Below are 15,931 nucleotides of genomic sequence, written 5' to 3'. Positions count from 1 at the left end.
TCCGGTACGCTTGTACGGTCGCACACTCAGGCACCCCGATGACACGGTGCCGCACATATCGAACCGGAGGACCATGAGCGCCGCGAACCCCGTGCCCGAGAAGCCCGCACTCGAAGGGCTGGAAGCCAAGTGGGGCGACCGCTGGCAGCAGCAGGGCACCTTCCGCTTCGACCGCGACGCCGCACTGGCCGCTGGACGGGACTGCGTCTACTCGATCGATACTCCCCCGCCGACCGCCTCCGGGTCGCTGCACATCGGTCACGTCTTCAGCTACACGCACACCGACGTCGTCGCGCGCTACCACCGCATGCGCGGCGAGCACGTGTTCTACCCGATGGGCTGGGACGACAACGGCCTGCCCACCGAGCGCCGCGTCCAGAACTACTACGGCGTGCGCTGCGACCCGACCCTCCCCTACGAGGCGGACTTCGTCCCGCCGTTCGAGGGCGGCGACAACAAGAGCAGCAAGGCGGCCGACCAGAAGCCGATCTCGCGCCGCAACTTCATCGAGCTGTGCGAGCGGCTCACCGTCGAGGACGAGAAGCAGTTCGAGGCGCTCTGGCGCTCGCTCGGCCTCTCCGTCGACTGGTCGCAGACCTACCGCACCATCGGGCACGAGTCCCTGCGGACGTCGCAGCTCGCCTTCCTCCGCAACATCCAGCGCGGGGAGGCGTACCAGGCCCTCGCCCCCACGCTCTGGGACATCACCTTCCGCACCGCCGTCGCCCAGGCCGAGCTCGAGGACCGCGAGCAGCCGAGCGCGTACCACCGCGTCGCGTTCCACGGCGCCGACGGCCCCGTCTACATCGAGACCACGCGACCGGAGCTGCTGCCCGCCTGTGTCGCCCTCGTCGCCCACCCGGACGACGAGCGCTACCAGCCGCTCTTCGGCACCACGGTGCGCACGCCGGTCTTCGGCGTCGAGGTCCCCGTCGTCGCCCACCACCTCGCGCAGCCCGACAAGGGCAGCGGCATCGCGATGATCTGCACCTTCGGCGACATCACCGACGTCACCTGGTGGCGCGAGCTCGACCTGCCGAACCGCGCGATCATCGGCTTCGACGGCCGCATCGTGAGCGAGCCGCCCGCGGCGATCGAGAGCGCCGAGGGCAAGGCCGCCTACGCCGAGCTCGCCGGCAAGACCACCTTCTCGGCCAAGCAGGCCGTGGTGGAGCTGCTGCGCGCCTCCGGCGACCTGATCGGCGACCCGAAGCCCATCCAGCACCCGGTCAAGTTCTTCGAGAAGGGCGACAAGCCGCTCGAGATCGTCTCGACCCGGCAGTGGTACGTCAAGAACGGCGCCCGCGACGAGCAGCTGCGCCAGCGTCTGATCGAGCTCGGCCAGGAGATCGACTGGCACCCTGACTTCATGCGCGTGCGCTACGAGAACTGGGTCAACGGCCTCACGGGCGACTGGCTGATCTCTCGCCAGCGCTTCTTCGGCGTGCCGATCCCGGTCTGGTACCCGCTCGACGCCGACGGCAACCCGGTGCACGACCAGCCCATCCTGCCGACCGAGGAGCAGCTCCCGGTCGACCCGTCGTCCGACCCCGCCCCGGGCTACGACGAGTCGCAGCGCGGCCAGGCCGGCGGCTTCGTCGGCGAGCTCGACGTGATGGACACCTGGATGACCTCCTCCCTGACCCCGCAGCTCGCGGGCGGCTGGGAGCGCGACGGCGAGCTGTTCGACGCGGTCTACCCCTTCGACCTGCGCCCGCAGGGCCAGGACATCATCCGCACCTGGCTCTTCTCGACCCTCCTGCGCTCGCAGCTCGAGAACGACGTCGTGCCGTGGCGCAACGCCGCCATCTCCGGCTTCATCGTCGACCCCGACCGCAAGAAGATGTCGAAGTCGAAGGGCAACGTCGTCACCCCCGCCGACATCCTGGAGCGCCACGGCTCGGACGCCGTGCGCTACTGGGCCGCCTCCTCGCGCCTCGGCACCGACGCGGCGTTCGACCCGCAGAACCCGACGCAGATCAAGATCGGCCGCCGCCTGGCCATCAAGCTGCTCAACGCGGCGAAGTTCATCCTCGGCTTCGAGGCGCCCGCCTCCCTCGATCTCGAGCAGGTCACCAGCCCGCTCGACGTCGGGATGCTGCAGAACCTCTCCGACGTGATCGGCGACGCCACCGCGGCGCTCGACGCGTACGACCACGCCCGCGCCCTCGAGATCGTCGAGACGTTCTTCTGGACGTTCTGCGACGACTACCTCGAGCTGGTCAAGGAGCGTGCGTACGGCGAGGCGAACGCGGAGCAGGTCTCCGCCGTCGTCGCCCTGCGCGTCGCCCTCTCGGCGTTCCTGCGCCTGCTGGCGCCCGTGCTGCCGTTCGCGGCGGAGGAGGCGTGGAGCTGGTCCGCCGAGGGCTCCGTGCACGTCGCGCCGTGGCCGACCGCCGACGAGGTGGCCCCGCAGACCGCCGATCAGCGCGCGGTGCTCGCGATCGTCGGGCGCGCCCTGACGGGCATCCGCGGCGCCAAGACGGCCGCGAAGGCCTCGCAGCGCACCCCCGTCGACTCGGCTGTCATCGCGGGCCCGGCGGCCGAGATCGCCGCCATCGAGTCCGCCGCCGGCGACCTCCGCTCGGTCGGCAGAATCGCCGAACTGCGTTTCGCATCCGCCGACGAGCTGGCGGTCACCGATATTCTGCTTTCTCAGGCCCCGAACGAGGAGAAACGATGACGGCGACCGTCCGGAAGGTGGAGGACAACGAGTTCTTCACCTGGCTCGACCTCTATGCGGGGTACGGGGACTTCTACGAGAACCCCGTGACCGACCAGAAGGCGCTCCTCGTGTGGAGCTGGATCACCGACCCCGGCAACGAGCTGGAGGCGTACTTCGCGATCGACGACGAGGGCACCCCGGTGGGCGTCGCGCACGTCCGCGAGTTCGTGCGCCCGCTCGACGGCAGCAAGGGCCTCTACCTCGACGACCTGTTCGTCTCGCCCGACGCGCGCGGCGAAGGAGCGGGCAGGCAGCTGCTCGAATTCCTCCGCGACGCGGCCCGCGATCGCGGCCTGTCGGTGGTGCGCTGGATCACCGCGAAGGACAATGAGACGGCGCGTCGCCTCTACGACGCCGTCGCACAGAAGACCAAGTGGGTGACCTACGATCTCGTCCCCTGAACAGGATCGGGATATGGTCAGAACACGCAGGCGGCTCTCGTGGCCGTATGGGGAAGGCGAACGGAGTAACCCATGACGATCGAGGTCCGACCGGTCAGGGACGGAGATTTCTTTGCCTGGCTTGAGCTGTATTCGAAGTACGCGGAGTTCTACGAGACCGAGCTGACCGACCAGAGGGCCCTCGTGCTCTGGTCGTGGCTCACCGCTCCCGAGCACGAGGAGCAGGGCTACGTCGCCGTCGACAGCGACGGCGACCGCATCGTGGGGCTCGCGCACGTGCGCGAGTTCGCACGCCCGCTGGAAGGCGACCGCGGTCTCTTCCTCGACGACCTGTTCGTCCTGGAGAGCGAGCGCGGCTCGGGCATCGGACGCGCGCTGATCGACCACGTGCGGTCGCTGGCCGAGGAGCGCCGGCTCGGCGTCGTCCAGTGGATCACCGCCCAGGACAACACGGACGCCCAGCGCGTCTACGACGCCGTCGCCTCCCGCACCTCGTGGGTGACCTACGAGATCGACCTGGCGGGTCAGGGCTGATGCAGCTCGGAACCCGATGGGCCGTCGGCGCGACCCCGCCCGAGAACCTCCCCGAGGTCGTCACCTACGCGGTGTCGACCGTCGAGGAGGAACTGGTCGCCACGGACGTGGCGACCGAGGGCTGGCGCTGGACCCTCACCTGGCTGGAGGGCCGTCCGGTCGTCGAGCTGGACGACGGCACCGTGGTGCGGTACAACCCGCAGGAGGACTCCGCCACGATCACGCAGCCGGTCGAGCAGCAGGCCACCGACTACGACGAGGTCTGAGCCCTCCGTCGGCGCGCTCTAACGCGGAAGCCCCGCCACGACACGCGCGGCGCTGTCGCGCGTGGCCTCGACGAGGGCAAGGCGCTCTGCATAGGCCGGCGAGCGGCGGACGGGGCGGGCGCCCCACGCGGTGAGCGCGCGGCCGAGGCGGAGTGCGGTGCGATGGGTCCACGGCCGGCGGGCCGGGAGCACGTAAGCGGTCATGAGGCGGATCCTTCCGGGACGGGCTGGGGCGTCGGCTCCGCGGAGCCGCCGTCGTAGGTGCGGGCGCTGAACAGCAGCCGCATGGACACGAGGGTGAGGACGACGACCACGCCGCCGCCGATGACGAACGGCAGCCGGAGGTCGATGCGGGCGACGAACCCGCCGAGCACGGTCGCGATCGGGGTGAGCCCCCAGCCGATCGTGCGGACGATGCCCATCGCCCGGCCGAGCATGTCGCCCGGGATGAGGGCCTGACGGAGCGCGCCCCACGGCACGTTCCAGACGGCGACGCCGAACGCGCCGACCGCGTAGCTGGCGATGGCCACGACCACGTTGGCCGTGACGCCGACCCCGAGGACCCCGACGCCGCTGACGAGGATGGACCAGAACATGATCCGCCCGCGCCCGAAGCGCGCGACGAGGGCGCTCGAGAGGAGCGCGCCGACCAGGGCGCCGAGGCCCACACCGGCGGTCACGACGCCGATCAGGGCCTCGGGCACCGAGAAGGTCTGCAGGAGCAGCAGCACGACGCTCCCCTGCGCGAACGCGAGCGCCGACGCCGTGAGCGACGTGAGCACGATCATCGTGCGCAGGAACCGGTGCCCGGCGAGGAACCGCACGACGGCGCCCATCCCGGGACGGGCGACCGCCTCCCCCGACGCCAGCTCGGCCTCCGTGGCCTGGACGTGCGCCCGGGCGGCGGCGGCAGGGATCGTCAGTGCGAGCAGACCCGCGATGAGGAACCCTGAACCGGTCAGCCAGACCGGCAGCACGAGTGCGACCGCGAACAGGAAGCCGGCGATGGGGGTCGCGATGAAGTTCTGCACGACGATCTCGGCCGACTGCATCCGGCCGTTCGCCCGGTCGAGCTGATCGCGGCCGACGAGGCTCGGCACGACCGTCGTGGTCGCGTTGTCGAACACCGTCTCGCCCAGACCGAACAGCAGCACGCACGCATACAGCCACCAGATGGTGAGCGCGTCCGCGGAGATCAGTGCCGCGAGCAAGGCCGCCACAGCGAACCGCAGGCTGTTGGCGACGGCCATCGCGATGCGCCGGTCGACCCGGTCGAGGAGCATCCCGGCCGGGATGCCGAACAGCAGCCACGGGAGGAACGTCACGGCCGTCACGCCCGCGATCAGGGCGGGGTCGCGCGTGAGGGTGGTGGCGATCAGCGGGACCGCCGTGCGCCCGATGCCGTCGGCGAGGTTGCTGGCGATGGCGGCGGTCCACAGGCGGTTGAACCCGGCCCCCATCGGCGACCGGCGCACGCGCGGCTCGGGCGCGGTGGTCATCGCTCGCTGGCCTCCACCAGCGGGAACGCGTTGAACTGCACCTGGACGCGCTTGCGACCCTCGGTGTCCTGGGTCTTCCACTGCTCGCGCAGCCGCTCCTGCAGCGCGTAGTACTCGCGGCCGAACTCGGCGAGCTGATCGATCGTGAGCTCGAGGTGGGAGGTCGAGAGCGTGCTCGCCTGCATCCACTCGGCCCCGTAGACGTCGAGACCGCGGCGCACGAACGCGGTGAGGCGGCGCTCGTTGTTCTGCTGCCACTCGCGCGAGATCAGCTCGTTGGCCTCCCGTCCGGCGGGGGTGGCCAGCGTCTCGAGCGAGCCGATGGTGACGCCGCCGGGAGACATGCGCCACCAGCGCTCGCGGCCGGAGCCGCGCTCCGTGTCCTCGACGATGATGTTGTGCTTGGCGAGCTGGCGGAGGTGGTAGCTGGTGGACCCGCTGGACTCCCCCAGACGCTCGGCGAGACCGCTGGCGGTCGCCGGTCCGAAGTCGGACAGCTCGTTCATGATCTCGACGCGCAGCGGATGGGCGAGGGCGCGCAGCGCCTCCATCCCGAGGGCGTCGTGCATGGGGTGCGAGATCGCCGGCGGCTTCTGCTCAGCCGGGGTCGCGTCGCGGTCTTCTTCGGTGGACATGGAACGAGGATACAATCGCAAAGACTTCTTTGCAAGCACTTCTTTGCACGTGATTGTTTGCAACGCTCTGTTTGCAGAAGTCTCTTTGCACCGCCGCCTCCCTCGGCCCTAGGCTGGGTCGATGGCAGACACTAATCCGTTCTTCTCCCCCAGCACCCTCCCTTACCAGCTGCCCCCGTTCGCCGAGATCCGGGACGAGCACTACCGGCCCGCCTTCGACCGCGGCTTCGAGGAGCAGCTCGCCGAGGTCGAGGCCATCACGGCCTCCCCCGAGCCGCCGACATTCGAGAACACGTTCCTGCCGCTCGAGCGCTCGGGGGGCGTGCTCCAGCGCGTCGCCGAGGTCTTCTTCAACAAGAGCTCCTCCGACAGCACGGACTTCACCAACGCCCTCGAGGAGGAGATCGCGCCGCAGCTGGCCGCCCACCAGGACGCCATCCTGCTGAACCCGGCACTGTACGCGCGCATCGCCGCCGTGCACGCGCAGCTCGACGACCTCGATCTGGATGCGGAGTCCCGCTACCTCGTCGAGCGCTACCACACCGAGTTCACCCTCGCCGGCGCCGGCCTCGACGACGCCGACAAGGAGCGCCTGCGCGAGTACAACCAGCGCCTGTCGACGCTGACGACCCGGTTCGAGAAGAATCTGTTGGCCGACACGAACGAGCTCGCGGTCGTGCTCGACTCGGCCGACGAGCTCGCCGGTCTCGGCGAGGGCGAGATCTCGGCGGCGGCGGAGGCCGCGCGCGAGCGCGGATTGGATGGCAAGTACGTCGTCACCCTCGTGCTCCCGACGGGGCACCCGTGGCTCGCCTCGCTCACCCGCCGCGACGTGCGCGAGCGGATCATGACGGCCTCCCGCTCGCGCGGCATCCACGGCGGCGACAACGACAACCGCGAGCTCGTGCTCGAGATCACGCGGCTGCGCGCCGAGCGCGCCCGCCTGCTCGGCTTCGACACGCACGCGGCGTTCGTGACCGCCGACGAGACCGCCCGCACCCCGCAGGCCGTCGCCGACATGCTCGGCCGGCTCGCCCCTCCCGCCGCCCGCAACGCCCGCGCCGAGCAGGCGGACCTCGAGCGCCAGCTGCCGGACGGCGACACGGTGCAGAGCTGGGACTGGGCCCACCTGACCGAGAAGGTGCGCCAGGAGAAGTACGACGTGGACTTCGCCGCCATGCGGCCGTACTTCGAGGCCGAGCGGGTGCTGCACGACGGCGTCTTCCACGCCGCGACCAGCCTGTACGGCATCACCTTCGCGGAGCGGCCCGATCTGGTCGCCTACCACCCCGAGGCGCGCGTCTTCGAGGTGCGCAACGAGGACGGCAGCGAGCTCGGCCTCTACATCCTCGACCTCTACACGCGGGACTCCAAGCGCGGCGGAGCCTGGATGAACCCGCTGATCTCGCAGTCGGAGCTCCTCGGGACGCCCACGGTCGTCGTCAACAACCTCAACGTCCCGAAGCCTGCCGCCGGTGAGCCCACCCTCCTCACCTACGACGAGACGAACACCCTCTTCCACGAGTTCGGGCACGCGCTGCACGGGCTGTTCGCCCGGGTCACCTACCCGAAGTTCGCCGGGACCAACGTGTTCCGCGACTTCGTCGAGTTCCCGAGCCAGGTCAACGAGATGTGGATGCTCTGGCCCGAGATCGTCGAGAACTATGCCGTGCACCACGTGACGGGCGAGCGGATGCCGCAGGAGCTCGTCGACCGGCTGCACGCCTCCGAGTCGTTCAACGAGGGCTTCGCGACCAGCGAGTACCTCGCGGCGGCCCTGCTCGACCAGGCCTGGCACTCCATCACCGCCGACGACGCGGTGGAGGATGTCGCCGCGTTCGAGGCGCAGGCCCTCGCCGCGGTCGGACTCGACGCCCCGGCCATCCCGCCGCGCTACGCGAGCACCTACTTCGCCCACACCTTCTCGGGCGGATACGACGCGGGCTACTACTCCTACATCTGGAGCGAGGTGCTCGACGCGGACACGGTCGAGTGGTTCAAGGAGAACGGCGGCCTCAACCGCGCGAACGGCGACCGCTTCCGCTCGCGCCTGCTCGGCGTCGGCGGTTCGAAGGACCCGCTGGAGGCCTACCGCGACTTCCGCGGGCGCGACGCGGTGATCGAGCCGCTGCTGAAGCGGCGCGGCCTCGGCGGCTAGCCGGGCCTCGTGACCACGCGGACCCGATGATCACTCGGGCGCGGTGATCACTCGGTACTAGCCCCCTTCCCGCGGGCGGCCCTAGCCTGGGCGCAGATGCCGCGGGAAGGGGGCCTCCATGAGCGCAGCCGGACCGGTGCGCCCGATGCCGGCGCCCACGGTCCGCACGCTGCTGCTGCTCAGCATCCCGGCCCTGCTGATCGGGGTGCTGTCGGCCTTCTCGCTCTGGCTCCTCGACGAGCTCGCCGACGTGCTGCAGAAGGCGCTCTGGACGGCCCTGCCGGGCGCGATCGGCGTGGACGGGGCATCGGGGTGGTGGATCTTCCTCGTCCTGACCGTGACCGGCGCCGCGGTCGGGCTCGTCGTCTGGCTGGTCCCCGGCCATGCCGGCCCCGACTCCGCCACGACCGAGCTGGTGACGACGCCGCTCCCGCCTGCCGTCGTTCCGTCGCTCGCGCTGGCCGCGGTGCTCGGCCTCGCCGGCGGGGTGAGCCTCGGGCCGGAGAACCCGATCATCGCGATCAACGCCGGCCTGCTCGTGGCGCTGGTGGCCCGGCTGTGGAAACGCGTGCCGACCGAGCTGGTGCTGCTGATGGCCGCCTCCGCCACGATCGGCGCGATGTTCGGCACGCCCGTCGCCGCCGCCCTCGTCTTCACCGGGATCGTCGCGGCCGCGCCGGGCGGCGGGGCGCTCTGGGACCGGCTGTTCCTGCCGCTCGTCGCCGCGGCTGCCGGGTCCGAGACGATGACGCTGCTGTCGCATCCGCAGTTCGGGGTGCCGATGCCCGCGTACACCGACGTGCACTGGCCCGACGTCGTCGCCGCGTTCGTGATCGCGACCGTGGCGGCGCTGCTGGGCGTCCTGGGCGCCTGGGCCTTCCCCGCGGTGCATCGCGCCTTCCACAGCCTGCGCAACCCGCTCCTCGTGTCGCTCGCGGGCGGTGTCGTGCTCGGCATCCTGGGCGTCATCGGTGGCCCGGTGACGCTGTTCAAGGGGCTGACGCAGATGGGCGAGCTGATCCACGACCGGGCGGACTACTCGGCGGTGCAGCTGCTGGTGATCGTGCTGGTGAAGGTCGTGGCGCTGCTCGTCGCGGCCAGCGCGGGCTTCCGCGGCGGGCGGGTGTTCCCGGCGGTCTTCATCGGTGCGGCGATCGGGCTGCTCGCGTCGGCTCTCGTGCCGGGCATCCCGTTGCCGGTCGCCGTCGCCTCCGGTGTGCTCGGGATGACCGTCGCCGTCGCGCGGGACGGTTGGATCGCGATCTTCGTGGCGCTGGCGGTGACGCAGAGCGTGGCGGTACTGCCGATCCTGTGCCTGGCGATCCTGCCGGCGTGGCTGGTGGTGACGCGCTCGCCTCAGTGGCTCATCCGCGCGCGCGAGGGCGCCGACGGACTCACCGCTCCCGCACTCCGTCCGGAGGCGTGAGCAGGCGGGACGGAGTCGGCTAGGCCGACTTCTCTTCGCGGCGGGTGCGGTGCGGGACGATCGTGGGGGCGGCGTTCTCGAGCACCGCCTCCTTGGTGACGACCACGCGGGCGACCTCGGAGCTGGACGGCACCTCGAACATGATCGGGCCGAGCACCTCCTCCATGATGGCGCGGAGGCCGCGGGCACCGGTCTTGCGCAGCACGGCGAGGTCGGCGATCGACTCGAGGGCGGCGTGCTCGAACTCGAGCTGCACGCCGTCGAGCTCGAACATGCGCTGGTACTGGCGCACGAGGGCGTTCTTCGGCTCGGTGAGGATCTGCATCAGCGCACTCTGGTCGAGCTGGGTGACCGTCGTGACGACGGGCAGGCGGCCGATGAACTCCGGGATGAGCCCGAACTTGTGCAGGTCTTCCGGCAGGACCTCGCTGAAGAGGTTGATGTCGTCGCCCTTGGAGTGCAGCGGGGCGCCGAAGCCGATGCCCTTCTTGCCCGCGCGGGACGAGATGATCTCTTCCAGCCCCGCGAAGGCGCCGGCCACGATGAACAGCACGTTCGTCGTGTCGATCTGGATGAACTCCTGGTGCGGGTGCTTGCGGCCGCCCTGCGGCGGCACGGAGGCGACCGTGCCCTCGAGGATCTTCAGCAGCGCCTGCTGCACGCCCTCGCCCGACACGTCGCGCGTGATGGACGGGTTCTCGGCCTTGCGGGCGATCTTGTCGACCTCGTCGATGTAGATGATGCCGGTCTCGGCGCGCTTGACGTCGTAGTCGGCGGCCTGGATCAGCTTGAGGAGGATGTTCTCGACGTCTTCGCCGACGTATCCGGCCTCGGTGAGCGCGGTCGCGTCGGCGACCGCGAACGGCACATTGAGGCGGCGCGCGAGCGTCTGCGCCAGATAGGTCTTGCCGCAGCCGGTGGGGCCGATCAGCAGGATGTTGCTCTTGGCGATCTCGACGTCGTCGATGGCGTCGGCCGCGGTGATGGTCTGCTTGGCGCGCACCCGCTTGTAGTGGTTGTACACGGCGACGGCGAGCGAACGCTTGGCGGCCTCCTGGCCGATGACGTACTCCTCGAGGAACCCGAAGATCTCCTTCGGCTTCGGCAGCTCGAACTCGCTCGCGGCCTCTTCGCCGGCTTCGGCGAGGCGCTCCTCGATGATCTCGTTGCAGAGCTCGACGCACTCGTCGCAGATGTACACGCCTGGACCGGCGATCAGCTGCTGGACCTGCTTCTGGCTCTTGCCGCAGAAGGAGCACTTGAGCAGATCGGCGCTCTCCCCGATTCGTGCCATCCCTCGTCCCCTCCCACTACACGGGTGTCTTCTCAACGAGCCTAACCTGTGCGGACGACAATGGTGCGCACCGGCGGGTCGATAACGTCACACGGGCTTCTGCCCAGAGCAGATCAGGTCCCAGAGACGCCGAAGGGCGGGGCGGTCGCTGCGACCGTCCCGCCCTTCGGCGTGGAGCTGCTTACTTGACCAGTGCCGGCAGCGTCTTGCGGCTGGTGAGCACCTGGTCGATCAGGCCGTATTCGAGGGCCTCGTCCGCCGACAGGATCTTGTCGCGGTCGATGTCCTTGTTGACCTGCTCCTGCGAGCGGTTCGAGTGGCGCGCGAGCGTCTCCTCGAGCCACGTGCGCATGCGCAGGATCTCGCGGGCCTGGATCTCGATGTCGGACGCCTGACCCTGGCCGGCCTCGCCGACGGCGGGCTGGTGGATCAGGATGCGGGCGTTCGGCAGGGCGAGGCGCTTGCCGGGAGTGCCGGCGGCGGTGAGGACCGCGGCGGCCGAGGCGGCCTGGCCGAGCACGACCGTCTGGATGTGCGGGCGGATGTACTGCATCGTGTCGTAGATCGCCGTCATCGCGGTGAACGAGCCACCGGGCGAGTTGATGTACATGACGATGTCGCGGTCCGGGTCCTGGCTCTCGAGCACGAGGAGCTGGGCCATGATGTCGTCGGCGGAGGCGTCGTCCACCTGCACGCCGAGGAAGATGATGCGGTCCTCGAAGAGCTTCGCGTACGGGTCCTGGCGCTTGTAGCCGTAGGCAGTGCGCTCCTCGAAGCTGGGGAGGATGTAGCGCGAGCCGGGCGCCTGCACGCCGCCGAGGGCCTGGCCGCCGGCGGGGGCGCCGCCGAGCATGGGGATGTTCATTGTGATGTCCTTAGTCCTTCCGGCGTTGCGCTACTTGTTCGAATCCTGGTCGGTGCCGCCGCCGCCCGCGACGTCGAGCGCCGACTCGCGGATGTGGTCGACGAAGCCGTACTCGAGCGCCTCCTGAGCGGTGAACCAGCGGTCGCGGTCGCCGTCGGCGTTGATCTGCTCGACCGACTTGCCGGTTGCCGAGGCGGTGATCTCGGCGAGGCGCTTCTTCATGTCGAGGATGAGCTGGGCCTGGGTCTGGATGTCGCTCGCGGTGCCGCCGAAGCCGCCGTGCGGCTGGTGCAGCAGGACGCGCGCGTTTGGCGTGATGTACCGCTTGCCCTTGGTGCCCGCGGTGAGCAGGAGCTGGCCCATCGAGGCCGCCATGCCGATGCCCACGGTGACGATGTCGTTCGGCACGAACTGCATGGTGTCGTAGATCGCCATGCCGGCCGTGATCGAGCCGCCGGGCGAGTTGATGTAGAGGTAGATGTCGCGCTTCGGGTCCTCTGCGGCCAGGAGCAGCAGCTTCGCGGCGATCTCGTTCGCGTTCTCGTCCCGGACCTCGGACCCGAGCCAGATGATGCGGTCCTTCAGCAGTCTGTCGAAAACATTGGGCTGGATACCCAGGTCGGCCATGTTCGCTCCGTTTCCTTGTCGCTTGGAATCGAATCTATCGGAGCGCCACGGCCATTTCGGTGGTGTTCGCCCTGGGCAGAGAGCCGTGGCGCGGGAGGTGCGGGGCCGGAGTCACTCGTCGTCGAGCTCGGCGGCGTACGCCCCGACGGCGCGACCGTAGCGGCCCAGGTGGGGCGACAGGGCCGTCAGCGACTCCCGCAGGGCGTCGGCGTGCAGGCCGAGGTCGAAGAGCGCGAGGGCGGCGAAGGCGCGCGCGTCGGCTGCGAGCGGGTCGTCCGGGCGTGCGGCGAGGAGGTCGCGCAGCAGCTCCACCGCCTCCTCCGGGCGGTCGAGGTTGCGGAGCGTGCTGGCGAGCTGGATGGTCGCGCGGGTGCGCTCCGGCTCGGCAAGCCCGGCGTCGAGGGCGCGGCGGTAGAGCGGCTCGGCCTCGGCCTCCCGGCCCGCGAAGTCGTAGGCGCCGGCGGTCTCGTACATCCCGAGCGCGTCGTCGGGCCGCGCGGCCGCGAGGGCCAGGATCGCGGCGAGCGTCGCCTCCTCACCCCGGGTCGCCGCATCGTCCCACACGGCGTCGATGCGTCGCTGCCACTCGTCCATCGTCGTCCCCTCGTCCTGGTCCTGGAAACGACGAAGGCCGGGCGCATGCGCACCCGGCCTTCGTCGTGATGTGGATTACTCCGCGTCCGCGGCCTTCTTGGCGGGCTTCTTCGCGGGAGCCTTCTTGGCGGGAGCCTTCTTCTTCGGCTTCTCCTCGGCGGCGGGGGCCTCGGCGGCCTCCTCGGCCGGAGCCTCGGTCGCCTCGTCGGCGGTCTCGTCCTCGTCGTCACCGGAGGCGACGGCGGTGAACTCGCTGAGGTCGACCGGCTTGCCGTTGCTGTCGACGACCTTCACCTTGCCGAGGACGATCGCGAGGGCCTTGTTGCGGGCGACCTCTCCGACCATCGACGGGATCTGGCCGTTCTCGCTGAGGATCTTGACGAACTCGTTCGGGTCCATGCCATACTGCGCCGCGCCCTGGATGAGGTACTGGGTGAGCTCGTCCTGGCTGACCTTGACGTCCTCGGCGCTGGAGACCTCGTCGAGGAGGATCTGCGTGCGGAACGTCTTCTGGCTCGACTCGGTGACCTCGGCGCGGTGCACGTCGTCCTCGAGGCGGTTCTCCTGCTCGAGGTGACGGTGGACCTCGTCCTCGACGAGCTGCTCCGGAACCGGGATCTCGACGAGCTCGAGGAGCGTGTCGACGAGCTGGTCGCGGGCGGAGGTGCCCTGGCCGAACGCCTTCGAGCGCTCCACCTGGGTGCGGAGGCTGTCGCGCAGCTCTGCGATGGTGTCGAACTCGCTGGCGATCTGGGCGAAGTCGTCGTCCGCCTCCGGCAGCTCGCGCTCCTTGACGGCGTTGAGCGTGACGGTGATCTGCGCGTTCTCGCCCTCGTGGTCGCCGCCCATGAGCGGGGCCTCGAAGGTGGTGGTCTCGCCGGCGGTCAGCGTGTCGAGCGCCTCGTCGATGCCCTCGATGAGCTCGCCCGAGCCGATCTCGTAGGAGATGTTCGCGGCGGTGTCGACCTCTTCGCCACCGATCTCGGCGGTCAGGTCGATCTGGGCGAAGTCGCCCTTCTTGGCCGGACGGTCGACGGTGACGAGCGTGCCGAAGCGGCTGCGCAGGTTGTCGAGCTCCTCGTCGATGTCGCTGTCCGCGATCTCGGCGGCGTCGACCGTGATGGTGATGTCGTCGAGCTTCGGGAGCGTGATCTCGGGGCGGACGTCGACCTCGATGGTGAGGAGGAGGTCGCCCGAGAAGTCGGCCTCGGCCGGCCACTCGGTGATGTCGGCGGAGGGGCGTCCGAGCGGGCGCACGTCGTTCTCCTCGACGGCCGCACGGTAGAAACCGTCCAGACCCTCGTTGACGGCGTGCTCCAGCACGGCGGCCTTGCCGACTCGCTGGTCGATGATCGCCGGCGGGACCTTGCCCTTACGGAAGCCGGGGATGCTGACCTGCTCGGCGATGTGCTCGTACGCGTGGGTGATGGAAGGCTTCAGCTCCTCCGGCGTCACCGAGATGGTGAGCTTTGCGCGGGTGGGGCTGAGCTTCTCGACCGTGGTCTTCACGATGTCTGGGTTCTCCTGAATGTTCGAACGATGGTCTTCTCGCAAGGAACGAGGTCCTCGTCGGGGCGACAGGATTCGAACCTGCGACCTCCCGCTCCCAAAGCGGGCGCTCTAGCCAAGCTGAGCTACGCCCCGGCTAAAACGGTGCGAAAGACCACGCGCAAGTCTACTGCACACGAGGTGGCCCCCGCGTGTACTACGATGGTCGTCGGCCGTCGCAGAGCAACGGCTTCGGGGATGTAGCTCAATGGTAGAGCCTCAGTCTTCCAAACTGATTACGCGGGTTCGATTCCCGTCATCCCCTCCGTTGTAACACTGGGCGAGCGATTCGCCGAGTCTGGAAAAGCCTGAGCCTTATGCCTCTCCAGATCCCGCATCTGCCACACTCTGCTTGTGACTCTGCACATCGCTTTGGTGAGCGAATCAATAGTTGTCCAGCTCGGGGATCGTCTGCTGACTGTTGGAGGCGAGCCTTGGGATCCCACGGCCAACAAGACGATCGTTGTAGAAGCATCGAACGGGCGCGCTGTGATCGGCTACGCGGGTCTCGCGCACATTTCCGGGGAGCCCACTGGCGAGTGGCTAGTCCGCAAGATTACAGGCTCACCAGCATCGCCCATCGGATTTCAATTCGGCGGTTCTGCGCCTCTTCATCTTGGTCAGATTCGACATCGCATTGTTAGTGGAATCGAAGCCGAGTTTGCGAAGAGTCAACCGAGAGGACGACGGTACAGTATCGAGCTCATTGTCAGTGGCTGGGGCTACCCGCGCGTGACCCGCGACAGCAAAAGACCAACATCGTTTACCTATTCGATGAGCCACAGCGGCGTACCGGGCGCGCGGTGCAGAATCGTCTCTACAACTCGCTATCGTTTCCGAGATCCAAGTCGTTGCTGGACGCTCTCAGCCATCGGGCGAGGAGATCTGATCGATTTGGGGACCATCAACGCGCGCCTTAGCTCTAAGAACAGGACGCTCAATGTCGACGATGTCGAGGCTGAGATAGTTAGCGCTATAAGAACTATCGGCAACTCAGTCGAGAGTGGCGTCGGCCGAGACATCATGAGCGCTTACTTGCCAGCGTTTCCTTGGACGGTGCCGCCGCATATTCGTTATTATCGCGACACTTCTGTTCACGATGAGAGGGTCGCGTACCTACCAGCATTCCTGGCGCCAGGAATGATTTCGCCAGCAGCTCAGATGAACAGCAGCTCCGGCTTCCAGATCGTCTTCAACGCGGACACGCCCGACGAGTGGTGCTACCAAACTGAGACAGTTCCTAAATGGACCACGCCCGGAACACGCCGACTCAACACGCAAGAGGGTAAGCGATTACGGTAACCGTCCTCCAGCGCCGCAGGTGTCGCGACTAAATTACGCGCGGATGCCCAATTTCGA

15 protein-coding genes and 2 tRNA genes are annotated in these 15,931 nt (G+C 68.9%); 8 read left to right on the top strand and 9 right to left on the bottom strand.

Annotation, left to right across the window (positions count from 1 at the left end):
- Nucleotides 1-73: 73 nt before the first annotated feature.
- From valS to BGO91_RS01230, 4 genes are all read left to right on the top strand, one after another.
- Complete coding sequence (valS, locus tag BGO91_RS01245; protein WP_290471055.1) at nucleotides 74-2,683, top strand: valine--tRNA ligase; 2,610 nt, start codon at nucleotides 74-76, stop codon at nucleotides 2,681-2,683.
- Complete coding sequence (locus BGO91_RS01240; protein WP_290471054.1) at nucleotides 2,680-3,126, top strand: GNAT family N-acetyltransferase; 447 nt, start codon at nucleotides 2,680-2,682, stop codon at nucleotides 3,124-3,126. The genes valS and BGO91_RS01240 overlap by 4 nt, the downstream gene beginning before the upstream one ends.
- A gap of 72 nt (nucleotides 3,127-3,198) precedes the next feature.
- Nucleotides 3,199-3,660 carry a GNAT family N-acetyltransferase gene (locus BGO91_RS01235; RefSeq protein WP_290471053.1) on the top strand — a complete coding sequence of 154 codons (462 nt, stop codon included), beginning with the start codon at nucleotides 3,199-3,201 and terminating at the stop codon, nucleotides 3,658-3,660.
- The gene (locus tag BGO91_RS01230) at nucleotides 3,660-3,926 is read left to right on the top strand and encodes a hypothetical protein (protein WP_021762181.1); all 267 of its coding nucleotides are present in this window, start codon (nucleotides 3,660-3,662) and stop codon (nucleotides 3,924-3,926) included. Before BGO91_RS01235 ends, BGO91_RS01230 begins: the two co-directional genes overlap by 1 nt.
- A gap of 18 nt (nucleotides 3,927-3,944) precedes the next feature.
- Here the strand turns inward: BGO91_RS01230 and BGO91_RS01225 are convergent, their stop codons facing one another.
- The 3 genes from BGO91_RS01225 to BGO91_RS01215 are packed head-to-tail and all read right to left on the bottom strand — an operon-like array spanning nucleotide 3,945 to nucleotide 6,060.
- Complete coding sequence (locus BGO91_RS01225; protein ID WP_290471052.1) at nucleotides 3,945-4,130, bottom strand: hypothetical protein; 186 nt, start codon at nucleotides 4,128-4,130, stop codon at nucleotides 3,945-3,947.
- Entirely contained in the window at nucleotides 4,127-5,425 is a 1,299-nt protein-coding gene (locus BGO91_RS01220; protein WP_290471051.1) for an MFS transporter, read from the bottom strand. The genes BGO91_RS01225 and BGO91_RS01220 overlap by 4 nt, the downstream gene beginning before the upstream one ends.
- Nucleotides 5,422-6,060 (bottom strand): winged helix-turn-helix domain-containing protein, encoded by a 639-nt coding sequence (locus BGO91_RS01215; RefSeq protein WP_290471050.1) that lies wholly within the window; start codon nucleotides 6,058-6,060, stop codon nucleotides 5,422-5,424. The genes BGO91_RS01220 and BGO91_RS01215 overlap by 4 nt, the downstream gene beginning before the upstream one ends.
- A 121-nt stretch (nucleotides 6,061-6,181) precedes the next feature.
- Here BGO91_RS01215 and BGO91_RS01210 point away from each other — a divergent pair, with 121 nt between their 5' ends.
- Both BGO91_RS01210 and BGO91_RS01205 read left to right on the top strand, forming a co-directional pair.
- Nucleotides 6,182-8,218, top strand: coding sequence for a M3 family metallopeptidase (locus BGO91_RS01210; RefSeq protein ID WP_290471049.1), 2,037 nt, complete (start codon nucleotides 6,182-6,184; stop codon nucleotides 8,216-8,218).
- Nucleotides 8,219-8,336: 118 nt separating this feature from the next.
- On the top strand, nucleotides 8,337-9,644 hold the full coding sequence (locus BGO91_RS01205) for an ion channel protein (protein ID WP_290471048.1): 1,308 nt from the start codon (nucleotides 8,337-8,339) through the stop codon (nucleotides 9,642-9,644).
- A 19-nt stretch (nucleotides 9,645-9,663) separates the two neighbouring features.
- Here BGO91_RS01205 and clpX read toward each other — a convergent pair whose 3' ends face one another.
- The 6 genes from clpX to BGO91_RS01175 all read right to left on the bottom strand — a co-directional run bounded on the left by clpX (nucleotide 9,664) and on the right by BGO91_RS01175 (nucleotide 14,668).
- The gene (gene clpX / locus BGO91_RS01200; protein WP_290471047.1) at nucleotides 9,664-10,938 is read right to left on the bottom strand and encodes an ATP-dependent Clp protease ATP-binding subunit ClpX; all 1,275 of its coding nucleotides are present in this window, start codon (nucleotides 10,936-10,938) and stop codon (nucleotides 9,664-9,666) included.
- A 181-nt stretch (nucleotides 10,939-11,119) separates the two neighbouring features.
- Nucleotides 11,120-11,803, bottom strand: coding sequence for an ATP-dependent Clp protease proteolytic subunit (locus BGO91_RS01195; RefSeq protein WP_290471046.1), 684 nt, complete (start codon nucleotides 11,801-11,803; stop codon nucleotides 11,120-11,122).
- Between the two features lie 30 nt (nucleotides 11,804-11,833).
- Nucleotides 11,834-12,430 carry an ATP-dependent Clp protease proteolytic subunit gene (locus BGO91_RS01190; protein WP_290471045.1) on the bottom strand — a complete coding sequence of 199 codons (597 nt, stop codon included), beginning with the start codon at nucleotides 12,428-12,430 and terminating at the stop codon, nucleotides 11,834-11,836.
- 111 nt (nucleotides 12,431-12,541) lie between these two features.
- Complete coding sequence (locus BGO91_RS01185; protein ID WP_290471044.1) at nucleotides 12,542-13,024, bottom strand: tetratricopeptide repeat protein; 483 nt, start codon at nucleotides 13,022-13,024, stop codon at nucleotides 12,542-12,544.
- A gap of 75 nt (nucleotides 13,025-13,099) precedes the next feature.
- A complete protein-coding gene (gene tig, locus BGO91_RS01180) occupies nucleotides 13,100-14,533 on the bottom strand; it encodes a trigger factor (protein WP_290471043.1) in 1,434 nt (477 codons plus the stop codon).
- A gap of 60 nt (nucleotides 14,534-14,593) precedes the next feature.
- Nucleotides 14,594-14,668: transfer RNA gene (locus tag BGO91_RS01175), tRNA-Pro, on the bottom strand.
- Between the two features lie 98 nt (nucleotides 14,669-14,766).
- Here BGO91_RS01175 and BGO91_RS01170 point away from each other — a divergent pair.
- Nucleotides 14,767-14,837 (top strand) — tRNA-Gly (locus BGO91_RS01170).
- A gap of 89 nt (nucleotides 14,838-14,926) precedes the next feature.
- Nucleotides 14,927-15,874 (top strand): hypothetical protein, encoded by a 948-nt coding sequence (locus BGO91_RS01165; RefSeq protein ID WP_290471042.1) that lies wholly within the window; start codon nucleotides 14,927-14,929, stop codon nucleotides 15,872-15,874.
- The last annotated feature ends 57 nt before the right edge of the window (nucleotides 15,875-15,931 follow it).

The organism is Leifsonia sp. 71-9, from assembly GCF_001898805.1.
In the GTDB taxonomy this organism is placed as follows: domain Bacteria; phylum Actinomycetota; class Actinomycetes; order Actinomycetales; family Microbacteriaceae; genus Leifsonia.
The sequence above is the reverse complement of the archived record's forward strand: the minus strand, read 5'-3'. Positions and strand labels throughout refer to the sequence as shown.

What these genes read in the sequence shown, in the direction of transcription:
- BGO91_RS01190 (WP_290471045.1), bottom strand. Translation starts at nt 12,430, where the DNA reads ATGGCCGACCTGGGTATCCAGCCCAATGTTTTCGACAGACTGCTGAAG.
- BGO91_RS01205 (WP_290471048.1), top strand. Translation starts at nt 8,337, where the DNA reads ATGAGCGCAGCCGGACCGGTGCGCCCGATGCCGGCGCCCACGGTCCGC.
- BGO91_RS01230 (WP_021762181.1), top strand. Translation starts at nt 3,660, where the DNA reads ATGCAGCTCGGAACCCGATGGGCCGTCGGCGCGACCCCGCCCGAGAAC.
- BGO91_RS01225 (WP_290471052.1), bottom strand. Translation starts at nt 4,130, where the DNA reads ATGACCGCTTACGTGCTCCCGGCCCGCCGGCCGTGGACCCATCGCACC.
- BGO91_RS01235 (WP_290471053.1), top strand. Translation starts at nt 3,199, where the DNA reads ATGACGATCGAGGTCCGACCGGTCAGGGACGGAGATTTCTTTGCCTGG.
- BGO91_RS01210 (WP_290471049.1), top strand. Translation starts at nt 6,182, where the DNA reads ATGGCAGACACTAATCCGTTCTTCTCCCCCAGCACCCTCCCTTACCAG.
- BGO91_RS01185 (WP_290471044.1), bottom strand. Translation starts at nt 13,024, where the DNA reads ATGGACGAGTGGCAGCGACGCATCGACGCCGTGTGGGACGATGCGGCG.
- BGO91_RS01215 (WP_290471050.1), bottom strand. Translation starts at nt 6,060, where the DNA reads ATGTCCACCGAAGAAGACCGCGACGCGACCCCGGCTGAGCAGAAGCCG.
- clpX (WP_290471047.1), bottom strand. Translation starts at nt 10,938, where the DNA reads ATGGCACGAATCGGGGAGAGCGCCGATCTGCTCAAGTGCTCCTTCTGC.
- BGO91_RS01220 (WP_290471051.1), bottom strand. Translation starts at nt 5,425, where the DNA reads ATGACCACCGCGCCCGAGCCGCGCGTGCGCCGGTCGCCGATGGGGGCC.
- valS (WP_290471055.1), top strand. Translation starts at nt 74, where the DNA reads ATGAGCGCCGCGAACCCCGTGCCCGAGAAGCCCGCACTCGAAGGGCTG.
- BGO91_RS01240 (WP_290471054.1), top strand. Translation starts at nt 2,680, where the DNA reads ATGACGGCGACCGTCCGGAAGGTGGAGGACAACGAGTTCTTCACCTGG.
- BGO91_RS01195 (WP_290471046.1), bottom strand. Translation starts at nt 11,803, where the DNA reads ATGAACATCCCCATGCTCGGCGGCGCCCCCGCCGGCGGCCAGGCCCTC.